Annotated in this window: 12 protein-coding genes; 5 read left to right on the forward strand and 7 right to left on the reverse strand. The window is 60.8% G+C overall.

Features of this window, described 5'->3' with window-relative positions:
• The first annotated feature begins 5 nt into the window (after positions 1-5).
• From IEX41_RS17785 to IEX41_RS17795, 3 genes are all read left to right on the forward strand, one after another.
• Positions 6-1,076 carry a BMP family ABC transporter substrate-binding protein gene (locus tag IEX41_RS17785; protein ID WP_188791664.1) on the forward strand — a complete coding sequence of 357 codons (1,071 nt, stop codon included), beginning with the start codon at positions 6-8 and terminating at the stop codon, positions 1,074-1,076.
• Between the two features lie 82 nt (positions 1,077-1,158).
• The gene (locus tag IEX41_RS17790; RefSeq protein WP_229673339.1) at positions 1,159-1,665 is read left to right on the forward strand and encodes a YdcF family protein; all 507 of its coding nucleotides are present in this window, start codon (positions 1,159-1,161) and stop codon (positions 1,663-1,665) included.
• A gap of 106 nt (positions 1,666-1,771) precedes the next feature.
• The gene (locus tag IEX41_RS17795) at positions 1,772-2,677 is read left to right on the forward strand and encodes a porin (protein ID WP_188791665.1); all 906 of its coding nucleotides are present in this window, start codon (positions 1,772-1,774) and stop codon (positions 2,675-2,677) included.
• 45 nt (positions 2,678-2,722) lie between these two features.
• On the opposite strand, the gene IEX41_RS17800 is transcribed toward IEX41_RS17795, so the two are convergent.
• Positions 2,723-3,154, reverse strand: coding sequence for a DUF1489 family protein (locus IEX41_RS17800; RefSeq protein WP_188791666.1), 432 nt, complete (start codon positions 3,152-3,154; stop codon positions 2,723-2,725).
• 147 nt (positions 3,155-3,301) lie between these two features.
• Between IEX41_RS17800 and IEX41_RS17805 the strand changes: the two genes are divergently transcribed.
• Together IEX41_RS17805 and IEX41_RS17810 are read left to right on the forward strand one after the other, a co-directional pair.
• Positions 3,302-5,590: an adenosylcobalamin-dependent ribonucleoside-diphosphate reductase gene (locus IEX41_RS17805; protein WP_188791667.1), complete on the forward strand. Its 2,289-nt coding sequence runs from the start codon at positions 3,302-3,304 to the stop codon at positions 5,588-5,590.
• Positions 5,591-5,906: 316 nt separating this feature from the next.
• On the forward strand, positions 5,907-6,155 hold the full coding sequence (locus IEX41_RS17810; RefSeq protein ID WP_188791668.1) for a hypothetical protein: 249 nt from the start codon (positions 5,907-5,909) through the stop codon (positions 6,153-6,155).
• 503 nt (positions 6,156-6,658) lie between these two features.
• Here the strand turns inward: IEX41_RS17810 and IEX41_RS17815 are convergent.
• The 6 genes from IEX41_RS17815 to IEX41_RS17840 form a co-directional block, all read right to left on the reverse strand.
• Positions 6,659-7,222, reverse strand: coding sequence for a DUF2971 domain-containing protein (locus tag IEX41_RS17815; protein WP_188791669.1), 564 nt, complete (start codon positions 7,220-7,222; stop codon positions 6,659-6,661).
• Between the two features lie 175 nt (positions 7,223-7,397).
• Positions 7,398-9,875, reverse strand: coding sequence for an AAA family ATPase (locus tag IEX41_RS17820; protein WP_188791670.1), 2,478 nt, complete (start codon positions 9,873-9,875; stop codon positions 7,398-7,400).
• On the reverse strand, positions 9,872-10,045 hold the full coding sequence (locus IEX41_RS17825) for a hypothetical protein (protein WP_188791671.1): 174 nt from the start codon (positions 10,043-10,045) through the stop codon (positions 9,872-9,874). The genes IEX41_RS17820 and IEX41_RS17825 overlap by 4 nt, the downstream gene beginning before the upstream one ends.
• Positions 10,046-10,372: 327 nt before the next feature.
• The gene (locus tag IEX41_RS17830) at positions 10,373-10,945 is read right to left on the reverse strand and encodes a hypothetical protein (RefSeq protein WP_188791672.1); all 573 of its coding nucleotides are present in this window, start codon (positions 10,943-10,945) and stop codon (positions 10,373-10,375) included.
• Positions 10,946-11,241: 296 nt separating this feature from the next.
• Entirely contained in the window at positions 11,242-11,616 is a 375-nt protein-coding gene (locus IEX41_RS17835; RefSeq protein ID WP_188791673.1) for a hypothetical protein, read from the reverse strand.
• Between the two features lie 581 nt (positions 11,617-12,197).
• A complete protein-coding gene (locus IEX41_RS17840; protein ID WP_188791674.1) occupies positions 12,198-14,072 on the reverse strand; it encodes a TniQ family protein in 1,875 nt (624 codons plus the stop codon).
• Positions 14,073-14,235: the final 163 nt, after the last annotated feature.

Genomic DNA, 14,235 nt, shown 5'->3' on the forward strand with positions numbered 1-14,235 from the left:
CTCACATGAAACGCAGAACCCTTCTGGCCTCGGCCGCAGCCCTCAGCCTTGCCGCGGGCGGTGCCTTTGCCCAGGACGTGCCGAAGGTCGGCTTCGTCTACGTGGGCCCGGTGAACGATGGTGGCTGGTCGCAGCACCACCACGAATCCGCGATGAAGATGAAAGAGCATTTCGGCGACCAGATCGAGATCGTCGAACAGGAATCCGTGCCCGAGGGCGCTGACGCCGAGCGCGTTCTGACCCAAATGGCGCTGTCCGGCGCGGACCTGATCTTCACCACGTCCTTCGGCTACATGGACCCGACCATCAACGTCGCCGAGAAATTCCCTGACGTGAAGTTCGAGCACGCCACCGGCTACAAGACCGCCGACAACGTGTCGGCCTATTCCGCGCGCTTCTATGAGGGCCGGGCGATCACCGGCTATCTTGCCGGGGCGATGACCGAGACGAACAAGATTGGCTACATCGGGTCCTTCCCGATCCCCGAAGTGATCCGGGGCATCAACTCGTCCTACCTGCACGCGGCCCAGGCCAACCCTGAAGTCGAGATCGCCGTGGTCTGGCTCAACACCTGGTTCGACCCGGCCAAGGAAGCGGACGCGACGCAGGCGCTGCTTGATCAAGGGGCGGACGTGGTACTGGCGCACACCGATTCCACCGCGCCGCTGTCGGTGCTGGAAAAGGCTGGAGCCTATGGCTTTGGTCAGGCCGCCGACATGGCCGAATACAAGCCCGAGCCGCGCCTGTCGTCGATTATCGATGACTGGGCACCCTATTACATTGACCGGGTGCAGGCGCTGATCGACGGCAGCTGGGAAAGCCATAACGTCTGGCAGGGCATCGGTGACGGCATGGTTGGCATCGGCGAGTTCACCGGCCCGATCCCCGATGACGTGCTGTCCCATGTCACGCAGATGAAGGAGGACATCGCGTCGGGCGCGTACCATCCCTTCACCGGCCCTATCAACAAGCAGGACGGGTCCGCCTGGCTTGCCGAAGGCGAAGTGGCCGACGATGGCGTGCTTGCGGGCATGGATTTCTACGTTGAGGGCGTGACCGGCGAGATCCCGAACTGATCCCATCCCTTGATGGATCGTGGCACCGCCGGCGCTGATGCGTCGGCGGTGTTTTCTTTGGCGCTGTCGTGAGGGGGCGTATTTGGAAAGAGAAGAAGGGCAGGGGCGCGCGCTGCCCGTGGCGCTGGTGCTGGGGGCGGCGGTGTGGCCGGGGGGCGAGGCCTCGCCCAGCCTGCGGCGGCGGGCGCTGACGGCAGCGGCGCTTTGGCAGGCGGGACGGGTCCGGGCCATCGTGGGCTGCGGAGGTGTCGGAGAGCATCCGCCTTCCGAGGCCGAGGTCATCCGGGTGCTGTGCCTCGAGGCCGGGGTGCCCGGGGAGGCGGTGTTCTGCGAGGGGCAATCACGCAACACCCATGAAAACATCAGGCTGGCATTGCCGGTGCTGGCGCGGCTGGGAAGCCGGGATGTGCTCGTGGTCAGTGACGGCTACCACCTGCCGCGGGCGCTGCTGGTTGCCCGGCGGGCGGGGCTGCGCGCGCGGGGGGCGGCGGTGCCGCTGCGTGGGGCGCGCGTTGGGGCGCAGATGCGCGGGGCGCTGCGCGAGATCCCGGCCTTCCTGTGGTACCTGCTACGACCGAAGAAATCGTGATCGTGTGGCTGTTGCTCAGGGGGGTCGGCAGGGGCTAGCCGGGGGAGCCGCTACGCGGCTGGAACGCGCCCGGTTAACGGGCGCACAGAAAAACAACGAGGCAGTGATGACCAGAGCATTCACCGGCGCAGCCTGCGCCGCCCTTCTTCTTGCGGGTACCGCCGCACAGGCCCAGATGGTGTATTCCACCGCCGTCAGCGGCGCGATCAACAGCGTCGATTCCGACCTTGGCGACGGTACCGGCTACGAGCTGCAGACCGAAACCGACCTTGCCTACGGCAACTTCACCGCAGACATCGACCTTGGCTACAGCATGGTCGATCCCGATGACGGGTCGGACCTGTCGTCCCTGACCATCGACCTGCTGCCCAAGTACTGGATCACCGACACCTGGGGCGTCGGTGCGTACTATTCGCGCGATGAGCTCGATCTCGACCTCGGCGATACCATCGACCTCGACAGCTACGGCCTCGAGGGCAGCTACCGGACCAGCGGTTTTGAGGCGAGCCTGTTCGTGGGCGAGACCGATGTAGACGGGGTGTCCGGCGTGGACACCACCGATTACGGCCTGCGCCTGCGCGGTGAAGTGGGCAGCCAGCTGACCCTGTTCGGCAACATGGTCCAGTCGGACGTCGACACGCCCGCCGGCGACACCGACGCGCGCAGCTACGGCATCGGCGCGGGCTATGCCTTCAACGAGCAGTTCAGCGGCTTCGTCGCCTTCCAGGGCACCGATGTCGACGACACCGACCTGCAGGTGCGCAGCCAGTCCATCGGCGTGAACTACCAGACCAGCGTGCAGGGCCGCCCGCTTATCCTGACCGGCGAATATGCCCATGCGGATGCGGACGACGGTTTCGGCACCGGCGACGGCTCGCGCGTTTCGCTGGGGGCGACGGTGCTCTTCGGCAACGCCTCGAGCAAGCGTCTGCCGGGCACCACTGTGTCGAGCAATGCGCTCAAGGGCGATCGCAACGCGATCAGCGGCGCGCTCGGGTCGGTCGGCTACTGACGATCCCGGCCGGCCCCGTACGCGTGGCCGGCCACCACCGGCGTCTCAGAGCACGCCGATTTCGGCCAGCGCCCCGGCTAGTGCGGCGGGCAGGGGCTCTTCGTCCTTGCGGCCCGCCTTCATGTCCGGCGGGGCATCGGAAGGCGCCAGGTAGCGCCAGCCCTGGAACGGACGCCGCGGTGCCGGTGCGACCCGCCGAATCTCGGGATCGAGCACCATTGCGCAGCGGTCTATCCCGTCCTCGCCGGTGATCCGTTCCAGCCGCAGGATGCGCTGACGGCACTGGATCAGCCCCTGAAACACCCAGTAGATGCTGCCCCCTGCAAGGATCTCCTCCTCGCGCTTGGGATACATGCGGGTGACGTGGCGTGGCAGCCCGTCCGATGTCTGGGCGGCGCGGCTTGCCTGCCACGCGACAAGGGATTCGATACTTTCCGTACCGACGCTGAGCTTGATGAGGTGGGTGAACGTTTCCAAGGGGTTCTCCGCAGTATGTGCTGCATATTGTAGTTGCACTATAGCAATCTTCAAGCGGTGGTATGCCGGGACTGTCCTGAAGGGGCTGGACGTGGTACTCTGGAGGCTGCTAACAGGCACCTCTGCCAACGAAGGAATCCTGCTGCCATGAGCCGTTTCGCCGCCCCCATTGCCGAACAGATCTGGGACATGAAGTACCGCTTCAAGGAGGCGGACGGCACCCCGATCGACGTGACCGTCGAAGACAGCTGGCGCCGAATCGCCCGCTCGCTCGCCTCCGTCGAAAAGGACGCCAAAGGCTGGGAAAAGACCTTCTACGAGGCGCTCGAAGATTTCCGGTACCTCCCGGCCGGTCGCATCACCTCGGGCGCGGGCACCGCGCGTTCGGTCACCCTGTTCAACTGCTTCGTCATGGGCACGGTTCCCGACAGCATGGCCGGCATCTTCGACATGCTCAAAGAGGCCGCGCTGACCATGCAGCAGGGCGGGGGGATCGGTTATGATTTCTCGACCATCCGTCCCAAGGGCGCACACGTCGCCGGCGTCGCTGCCGACGCCTCCGGCCCGCTGTCCTTCATGGACGTGTGGGATGCCATGTGCCGCACCATCATGTCCGCCGGCTCGCGCCGCGGCGCGATGATGGCCACCATGCGCTGCGATCACCCGGACGTGGAACAGTTCATCTCGGCCAAGTCCGACAGCGCGCGGCTGCGCATGTTCAACCTTTCGGTCCTCGTCACCGACCCGTTCATGGAAGCGGTCAAGGCGGACGGCTCCTGGGATCTGGTCTACGACGGCAAGATCTACCACACGGTCAAGGCGCGTGATCTTTGGAACAAGATCATGAAGGCGACCTATGATTACGCCGAGCCGGGCGTGATCTTCATCGACCGCATCAACAAGGCGAACAACCTCAACTACATCGAGCAGATCGCCGCCACCAACCCCTGCGGCGAGCAGCCCCTGCCGCCCTACGGCGCCTGCCTGCTTGGATCGATCAACCTTGCGCGCCTCGTGTCGAACCCGTTCGAGGCCGATGCCGAGATCGACGATGCCGAGCTCGAGCGCCTTGTCGCCACCGCCGTGCGCATGATGGACAACGTGGTCGACGCCTCGCGCTTCCCGCTGCCCGCGCAACAGGAAGAGGCGCAGAACAAGCGTCGCATCGGTCTTGGCGTGACCGGCCTTGCGGACGCGCTGCTGATGAAGGGCCTGCAGTACGGCACCGAAAAGGCAGCGGCGCAGGCCGAAGCCTGGCTGCACCGCATCGCCCGGGCGGCCTACCTTGCCTCGGTCGAGCTGGCCAAGGAAAAGGGCGCTTTCCCGCTCTTTGACGCCGAGAAGTACCTCGCGTCGGGCAACATGATGAACATGGATGACGACGTGCGCGAGGCCATCCGCGAACACGGCATCCGCAACGCTCTGCTGACCTCGATCGCGCCCACCGGGACGATCTCGCTTTACGCAGGCAACGTGTCGTCGGGGATCGAGCCGGTCTTTGCCTACGCCTACAAGCGCAAGGTGCTCCAGAAGGACGGCACCCGCACCGAGGAAGAGGTGGTCGACTACGCTGTGCAGATGTGGCGCGACAAGTTCGGCGATGCCGAGCTGCCGGAGTATTTCGTCAACGCCCAGACCCTTGATCCGCAGGCGCACGTGCGCATGCAGGCAGCTGCCCAGAAGTGGATCGACAGCTCCATTTCCAAGACCATCAACTGCCCCGAGGATATCTCGTTCGAGGCGTTCAAGGACGTCTACATGCAGGCCTACGAGACCGGCTGCAAAGGCTGCACCACCTACCGGCCGAATGACGTGACGGGGTCGGTTCTGTCGGTGTCCGAGGACAAGCCCAAGGCCCCCGAGGTCGTCGCGACCTCTGCCGCCGAGCCGAACGAGCCCCATGGCGACGTGATCTACATGGCCGATCCGCTGGACCGTCCGCAGGCGCTGGAAGGGCAGACCTACAAGCTGAAGTGGCCCGACAGCGAGCACGCCATCTACCTGACGATCAACGACATCATCGTCAGCGGTCATCGCCGTCCCTTCGAGGTCTTCATCAATTCGAAGAACATGGAGCATTACGCCTGGACCGTCGCGCTGACGCGGATGATCTCGGCCGTGTTCCGTCGCGGCGGAGACGTGTCCTTCGTGGTCGAGGAGCTGAAAGCGGTCTTCGATCCGCGCGGCGGTGCCTGGGTTCAGGGCAAGTACATCCCCTCGATCCTTGCCGCGATCGGCGGTGTGATCGAGCGTCACCTTGTGGCGACCGGTTTTCTTGAAGGCGAGGGCATGGGCCTCAAGTCCGACCCGCAGGCGCAGGTCGTGAATCTCGACGCCCCGCGCGGCAAAGCCTGCCCGTCCTGCGGCCAGTTCTCGATGATGATGGTCGAGGGTTGCATGACCTGTTCGAGCTGCGGCCACTCAAAGTGCGGCTAACGCGGTAGGATCCTATAGTCAGAGAAAGCAGATGAATGCGCAAACGGAAGCATAAGTCTGCGCAAGGGGTGTCAATGGTGAAACGTATCGCCTGGTGTCCTTGGGCTACTCTCTGAAAGACGGTGACAGAGGCGCTGGGGCAGACGCTCCGGCGCCTTTCGCGTATGAAGGGGATGTGCGGTTCGTGGCATGAAGCGGGGGATCTGGCGGAGGGCCGTTGTGCCCTCCCTGTAAGAGCCTGAGCATGGCGCAGTGGGGCTGGCTTGCGATGGTGAGACCCTGGACACGAGGTCGCTTAGAAGCAGTGGGAACTCTGATGAAGACCATTAAGCCGACGCAAGCTGTCGCTACGATCCTCAGCCGATATCAGCGTCGGAGAAATTGTCAGGTGCCCGTCACAGCAACAGACGTCTACGCCGATACCCTTGCTCGCGTCTGTGGAGACGACGTTGACCTCGACCCGGTCGAACGGGGCCTCATCCACCTCAAGCGCCACAAGGTGATTTCCGGCCGAAGACTGGTCACCCTTCTTGCTCGCCACCAGCGGGAGATCAGATCTGAGTGACGCCTCCCGAGGGCTTCCCGGGGTACTGGGCTTAAAACCAGATACCAATACACGAAGCGTCATCACTCTTGGGAGCGAATGGTTTGCTTCAAGGGGCCATAGTCATTGCTCACGTCCGGCGCTGCATGATGATCTGCCTTGGCGCGAAGGGCGGGGAGCAGACTTTCGCCGAGGGTGCATCATCCCTCGCTTCAATGACGCGGCATCCTGGGAAAGGTTGGCTTCCCGACTTTCGCCGGGGGGCTCACATCATGCTTCAGTGAGATGAACGCTGCGCAACCTTAAACGTTTTGCGAGATAGCCGGATTTCTTAACATGAATACGGTGTTATATTGATGTGGTCGGATTCTTCTTTATACAACATTTGAAAACTTCAGTTGGTAGCTATCGATTCTCATTTTATAGACTGGAATTTTGATCGCCCTTATTCTCCGAATGATCGTCTTCCTCTCCTCATCCTCAACTCTCGCGCCAATATAAACGGCAGATACGGCTGAAATATTCTAATATCTCTGTTTGCCTTGATTTATCGAGAACACGCGCCACTCTCGCTCTTGGGACCAGCGCAACGTCTTGTATGAAAGGGACAACTTTGCTCTCTCCTCCGGCGTCTCTGAATTTCGCAGTAAGACTGGAGGATCTTCGCTGTAGTTCATTTTGACAATGTCGATATCGCTCGCAAGGCCGGATATCAAAGAGATAGTCCTGTATGAAATGCAGATGCCTTTGAAGTTATTGGCGTAATGCGCCCACATGGTTTCGTGATTCTTGATTTCAGAAAACGAGGCTATTCCCATCGAGCCGACCGCTTGCTCAACTTTTGCCTTAACCGCCTGACTGCTGCGGCCTTTGGAAAGCATAGTGCTGAGTCGATGCCCCCCTTCCATAGGGTCGTTCAAGGTCGTGTGGCCGGCGCAAAAGATATAGCCTTCCTCGATAGCCTTGAGTTCACGGTCGATTGTTTCTTTGTCGATGCGGCGGTATCGGAAGAGTCGGCTGGGCCTTGCATAAGTAACTATCTGTGCCAAAATTCTTCTCTCTTTGAACACGGGGTGAATGGTAAGCATGGATGATATGTCCGACGTCAATAACTCTGGTCCCTGCGAGGCGAGCAGAAACTGCTTATTTGAGCAGCATCACTGCGAGCCATCAACACGAAGGGCGGGGATCTGACCTTCGCAGCACGCGCGAAAAGCGGAAGCGAGCCGCACTTTTCAAAATAGCCTCAGCTGTCTTTGAAACTTATTTTCCCTTGAGGTTAATGTTTATCGACTGGCAATCGCACCTCAGCTGCACTGAACTCCCTTTTCTAGGGACGACGTAGGGCAAAGTTCCACATTTCTCGTTCGAGCAACGCATGCTGTCGAGTAGAAGCTTGTATGCAGCGGTGACTTTCTTGAATTCGCCGCTCTCAAAATTTTCCCATTCGTTGAAATGAACTGATGGATTGATAGCCCATTGTTCAACGTATGTTGCTGCAGTCAACGCATTCGATTCGTCACGTTTTTCCGTGAGTTTGCTCTTCTCTTCGTCGTTACCCCAATGGGCGGCGGCTTTGATCCCTTTATCGAGGCGGTTTTGCCAGCGCTTTAGGACGGGCGGCAGCAGATCGCCAAGGTCGTAATGGCCGTCCCCGCGAAACTCCACTTGAGCGCGGAGATTGTCGGCAAGGACAGTGGCGATGTATTCGAGGTAACGGCGTAGGAGCCAGGCCGCGCGCGGCACATCGTTCTTGTCGAGCTGCTGGTCGATCTCCGTCCAAATATCGTGATCATCCCAGATGCGCGGCCCGAACTCCACGCTCCAGCCGCCGAATAGCTGGCTCTTTGCGATCAGCTTCTCGGTTTTCATATACTGCAGCCAGACCCGATCATGGGTCGTGAGGATGAACTGCGTGTTTGGGAACTTCGTCTTGAGTAGGCGACACACCTCACGGCGATGGCCTGTATCGACGGACATCATCACATCGTCGAGCACGGCGAAGGTAAACTTGTCCCCGAGCGTGTGCTGCATCAGCGAAAGATAGAGGCACAGTCCCATCCCGTCCTGGTGTCCTTCGCTGTGATATGCGCCAGGCGGGAACGTGCCCCTGCCGTAGAAGTCCACATTGAAGCTCAGCTTTGCGGGTTCGGCCTTGAGTTCTCCGACAAACTTGCCCTCATCGTCGTTGATGGCCTTGTAAAGCGCTGTGAACTCCTTCGCGACAGCATCGTAAATATCCTCCAGCACGTCGTTCGAGGTCTGTACATAATGATCATAGACCTTCTCAGCCGCGGTGCTGCGCTGCGCGCTTTCCTTGGCGGAGCGGTTCGCTTCGATCAGGCGGACATAGCGTTCCTGTAGCACCGTCAGGAACTGGATTGCCTTATCTTTGGCGGAGCTGTCGGGCAGCGCCGTGACGGCCTTGCGTATCTCTTCAAGCAGGGCCTGAACCTCACGGGGTAATGCCCACCAGGCGTCCTGCATGGTGGTGATCGCGGGGTCGAGCTGCGCGTGATCCTCACTGAAGTCTTTGATTGTGGTCAAAATCTGTTTCAGCCGCGCCGCATATGTGCCCAGCGTCGCGGTCGCGACGGCAGGTTTCAGCGTCTTGGCATAGTTCGCTACTATGCGCAGATCGGCGATGCGGTCTTTGACGGCTTGCTCGATGGTCTGGAAATCCGTGTCCAGCTTCTTCAGGATCTTGCCGATGGCATCGCTGCTGATTAGCTTTTCTTCAAGATGGGCGCGCAGCGCCTCGGACTCCCACGGCGTATCGCAAAGCGGACACACTTCGCTCTCGTCACTGACGAACTCCAGCCCCTTAGTGATGAAGCCATGCTGCCGCGCCAGGGTCAGCGCAGCGCGGTCCTCTTTTAGCGTGTTCAGCGCCATAAGCGCATCGCTGCGTGCGCCGGACAGTGCCTCGGGCTCGTCTTGCGCGGCACTCTCGGTCAGAGCCTTGATGTCAGCCAGCGCGACGGATTTGACCAGAGCGGACTGCTTGCCCCCTTCGTCCTCCTTCTCATCCTCCACTGCGCCTATGAAGATGGTTTCGGGCGTCAGTTCCGTGAGGTCGGGGAGCCCGAGCCTCTTGCGGTGTTCATTGGCCTTCTCCAGCACGGTTTCACGTTTGAGCGTGTCAACTCCAAGAGCGGTTTTGAGGTCTTGTTCCGCTTTGCGCTTCGCGCCCGTCGCGTCTCTCGTCTCCTTGGTAGCGTTATTTTTGAATGTGTTCAGCGCTTTACGCAAATCTCCGATGCGATCAAGGCGCAAGAGATTCTGCACATCGGTCGAGCGCTGCGACGGCGGCGTGATGATGTATTTGGCGATCTCGCGTCGCGAAAGCGCAAACTCGGGATGGGCCTGCAAGCTGGAGACGATCTCCTCCTCGGCTCCGCCGGAGGGCGTGACGCGCACCTGCTTCGGAGACTTGACCGACCGCGCGATGATCACGTCCTTGCCGAGCGAGGGAATATACGCTGTGATCTCGACCTTGGCCTTCTCGGGTGCGGTTCGGCTATCGACATGCGGGCCATGCTTGCCGACGCTGAGTTCTCCCTGACCCTGTCCCGACAAGCGGGTCAAACTGCCCGTGAGGCAGAATTCTATAGCATCGACAACGCCGCTCTTGCCCGTTCCGTTCGGCCCACATAATCCGAAATTCTTGCCGCCCAGATCAAGCGTGAGGTCTTTGATCCCACGAAACTCTTCAATGTGGATTGTCTTAAGCCGGATCATGCGCCGTCTCCTATCGCACCATTCTTCTCATCTTCGGGCGGCGGAAATAGCGCGGTGCTGATCTCGTCCGGTTTAGGGGCCTTGCCGCTCCGCAGTAGTGCATCCAGCCGGTCTGCCGCATCGTCTTCGATGGCCTCGTCCGCCTTCATCACCTCAAGGAACTTCTTCAATACCTTCTCAAGTGTGGGTGAAATTGGCGGGCCTTGATCTCGATCCATTGACAATTGAACTCCTGGTAGATCTAGTCCCATGTTTGTTGGCCCTAGACGTAAAATACAACAAATATTGCCCCCGGCTATACCACGCAAAATACTGGCCAGTGGCTATACATATTTGCTCTGCGGTGCAGCGGAAGGTGGTCTGACCTAGGTCGGCTTTGGGCCGGCCGTGCCGCTGTGCCTGGGCGACCTCGCATGCGCCGCTGCTACGTCGCAGCATGACCGGTTCGAGTCCAAGCCGCCGTTCGTGTACTCTTGCAGCAGAGAAGGGGATGCGCCTCAGGACGATAGAGGGTGCAGAAGCAGCCCGTCTTCCAGCTCTACGTAACATTCGATGTTGCTACGGATTTTTTCGAAAACCTGTGGAAGGTATTCAAAAAGATCATTCATCTTCAAATCATGCCCTGGGAAGCCATGATATCGGCTGAGGTAGCAGATCATTTCCGACCGGTCATCCGCTGGCATCGTCACCAGCGGATCAGACACCCCGTAGTTCCAAAAATTCGTTAGGTGGATGAACTTCGAACTGTATTCGTACGCCAAGGATACCCACGAGTGATTGTTCTTGGCGTAAGTGTGAAATTGGACATCGCGGATGTCCGTAAGTTTCCCCTTGGCGGTGCATCGTTGCCAGCGTGAACCCGAAAGGGCCTCCCGGCACAGTTCATCGCGATCTGCGAGGGGGACAGAGAAGGCCAAGTAATCAACTCGAATGAGGTTATCGATTTCCTGCCGGATGACCGCGGCGCAGGCACCGTATAGTCCCTGAGCGTATAGCATTCCGAAGGCCTGATTGTGTTCACGCGAGCGTTTCTCGACGAGGCGCATATATGATCTGAGGTTCTCATGCATTTCGCTTCGCCTTTCTCAACTCGATCCCGCGCAGCGACGCTGGCCTTTTGAGGTTTCACATCATTGGCTCAGGCTGCCCCACGGTGCAATGGCCGCTTCAGTCCGCGCTGCTTACCTCGACTTCTGATCACATGCTGCACGAGCTCACATATGACCGGTTCGGGGAAGCTGCACCGGAGCGACGACCTCTGTTGCCAGGGTCAGCTTCGGGCCGGGAGCAGCGGCGCTTCCGGCTGAGGTCCCACGCCTGCGCATCACGCAGCCCCTAGCCGACTCGCGAAGGTCTTGAGGCGAAGTCACCTCGCCGATGTATCGTCAGCCGCTATCGAGAGGAGGGCTTCAAAGAGCCCTGGTTCAAGCCAATTCCTGTCTTCCAGAACCTCTGCATCGACAACGCTCGGCTGACGCTTCAGCTCTGTCAGGCCAGCCGCCATGATGCGTGACATGCGATATCCGCCGCGTCGGCATAGATAGACGGAACCTGATCGACCAAGGAAGCGGTATGCGCGGTCGTCCGCATGAACGGTTTGGATGCCTGAGTTTATTCGCCAGGCATCCCCGTCGAGATAACCACCGTGCCAGCCGCCTAATACTCTGAGCTGAGTGAAAGTTCTGTCCCGCGTCGCCAACGAAACTTTCAGGATCACCCAGTCGTCAGGTGAATACTCCATGTGCCGTTTCTCCATAGTGCATTTTCGGTAGTGCGATATCTGGGGGCGTGACACCGCTGGCCAGGTTTGAAGCCCGATGCAAGGAGTGCATCGAGGTTAGCGCTCGGCGTGCTGTGAAACACGGATGGCCGGAGGCTCTTGGGGGTCCAGTCTTAGATCGACTGAAGTGCTGGCCAAGTGGCCTGGCCTGTCTCGCAAGTGGTGTGCCTCGCGTGGCGAAGCCGCTCGTGACCTACTTGTCGTCGAACGGAGCCAGGATCGTTCTCAAGAACTCATATGTCTCTTCCGCCACGTCCTCCGCAGCTGAAGCAGGCAGGTCGTGATACCAGAACGACATTGGCAGGGTTTCTTGAATCCAAGCGGGCTCCCCGTAGGTGTTGCGGAGACGAGTGATAAATTCCGCAAACTCGGCCTCATGGGCTTGATGGCTTGGCTCCGGGGGCCAGTAAGTTTTTCGCAGTGAACGAAGACAGTGCATTTTTCGCCCAGAACCAGCGCGTAAATGCATGGGATCTGATGAGCTTCGCAGTAGTTGGCATGATCCGTCACATCATGGCGGTCATATGTCGTGATGAGGTATTTCATTCTCCGTCGTTCTCCTTGTTGTGTTGGGTTCCTGGTTTCGTGGAAGCAAGGTCAGCGGCGGTAGCGACATTGCGCTCGAAAACCGCGCCGTAGTCCTGCCCGTCTGGACTGAAGGGCTTGATCCCCGCAGCGGCCAGCTTGGGCCGGAGCGCTTGCCAAGGCATGCCAAGCTCGACGGCCAGGCCGCGCAGGGTCACGAACCGCTCATGGAAAGCGGCGAGGTCGCCTGGCGCCAGGAAGCGCTGCCGCGCATTGATCTTGGGGTGCCGGCCTTCCGTGGACGGGACATGCCCTTCGCGCACCAGCCGCATGGCGGCAGAGCGGGTTAGACCGCACTGGCGGGCGAAGACATCGATACTGAGACCCGGCGCCTCGGGGCGCTCCAGAAGGCGCTCGATCTCGCCTTTCGTGACCACGATGCTGGCATAGCCATCACGGTTGGTGTGCCGGCCGATCCGCTGAACCCTGCCGCCCTCGAGCAGCTTCAGGACCGTGCCGGGGGAGACCTTGAGGCTTTGCGCCGTCGTCGGGATGTCATCCCAGCCGTGCATGCTCACGTAGATCGGCTCGGCCCCGGTCAACAGGCTTTCCAGGTGCGGGTGCGCAGCACGGACGTCCCAGAGTGGCTTGTGATCTCCGCCATCGATCACGGGCGGGAAATGACCCTCTTTTCGCAAAAGCTCGAACTGCGAGCGTGACATGTTCAATGCTTCCTGGAAGTCCTTTGCGGACACCAGGGTGTTGATCCGGTCGAGATGTGGCTGCGCTGCCCTGGCATCGAACAGCTCCCACTGGTCATCGCGGCCGGTCTCGGCGGGCCGGACGAGATCGATATCGGCCAGCAGCTTCCGCAGGCGCCGAGGATCCATGCCAAGCTCGCGCGCGGCGGTCCGGACCGAGTGGACCTTTCGCTCCAGCACAGGCTCTCCCATGAGATCGTCGCCCGGACCTAGTGGCCAGGTGCTGGCGATGTGGTCGCGGAGAAGCTCCCGGAAGGGGGCATAGGCCTCGCCCAGGAGGTCGAACGCGAGCCGGTCATAGAGCGCGCCGTACTTCTTCTTGGGGCCGTCGGTCGGCTCGCCAATCGTCTCCTGCAGTTGCATCAGGGTGTCGCGGACCGTCGCTTCCCCTTCGGTCGCGAAGCGGAAGCCCATCTCGAAGGACATCCAGGCACGCTCCGGGCCGAACTTCTTCCACTTCGGGTATCTGACCGCCCAGATGGCGCGGCCGAGCAACTCGCAGAAATGTGCTGCGGCGTAGAGGTCGAACTGATCCAGCCAGCTCTCCGTGGGGGTGCCCGCGAGGCGCGCTTCGATCCATTCATCGAACGGGTTGGGGGCGCGAGGCTCCTTGTCCAGTTTTCCGGCCCATACGCCGGGCGCGATCTCGGCCAAGCGAGCGGCAGCGTCGTAGCGCCGGCTGACATTGGCCTCGGCCCATAGCGGAACGAGAGGATGGTGATGCTTCAGGCAGAGTGTCGCAGGCCGGAAGAGCCAGTGGCCCCTGATGTACATGTCGCCTTCAAAACTGTCTTGGGCGGTTTCCGCATCCTCCCGCAGACAGGCAGGACAGCCCCGGACGGTGCTTTCCTTGATGGCCTTGGCATGAAAGCGATTGCCGCGGAACTCGTGCTCTCGGTTGCCCAGGTAGAGGGGCGACCAGCGCCGCAGGTCCTCGACGTCAGCCGCGCTGAGATCTGCCAGACGGGCCAGGGCCTCAGGATTGCCGTCGATTACCTTGCTGAAGGACAGCCCCATGTCGGTGCAGAAGCCCGCAGTATCCACGCCGTTCATCGCGGCGAGGCGCGATGCGAAGGAGAGGGCAGTTTCCCGATCCTGGAGATCGGGCGCGAGGGGGAGTGGTGTGGTCAACGCGGCGCCTCGCGGTTTTTGGGGGCTCGCTCACTAGGCTCGGCCTTTTGCGCGCGAGAGGGCCTCGCTGCGGGGCATCGATCCTGATGAGCGTAAAGCAGGTGGCCGGGGATCGGCGGGGCGCTTTCGACGAAGCGTTTTACGCGCTGCGGATCAGGTTCAG

This window comes from Salipiger pallidus (assembly GCF_014643635.1).
GTDB classification, from domain to species: Bacteria; Pseudomonadota; Alphaproteobacteria; order Rhodobacterales; family Rhodobacteraceae; genus Salipiger; species Salipiger pallidus.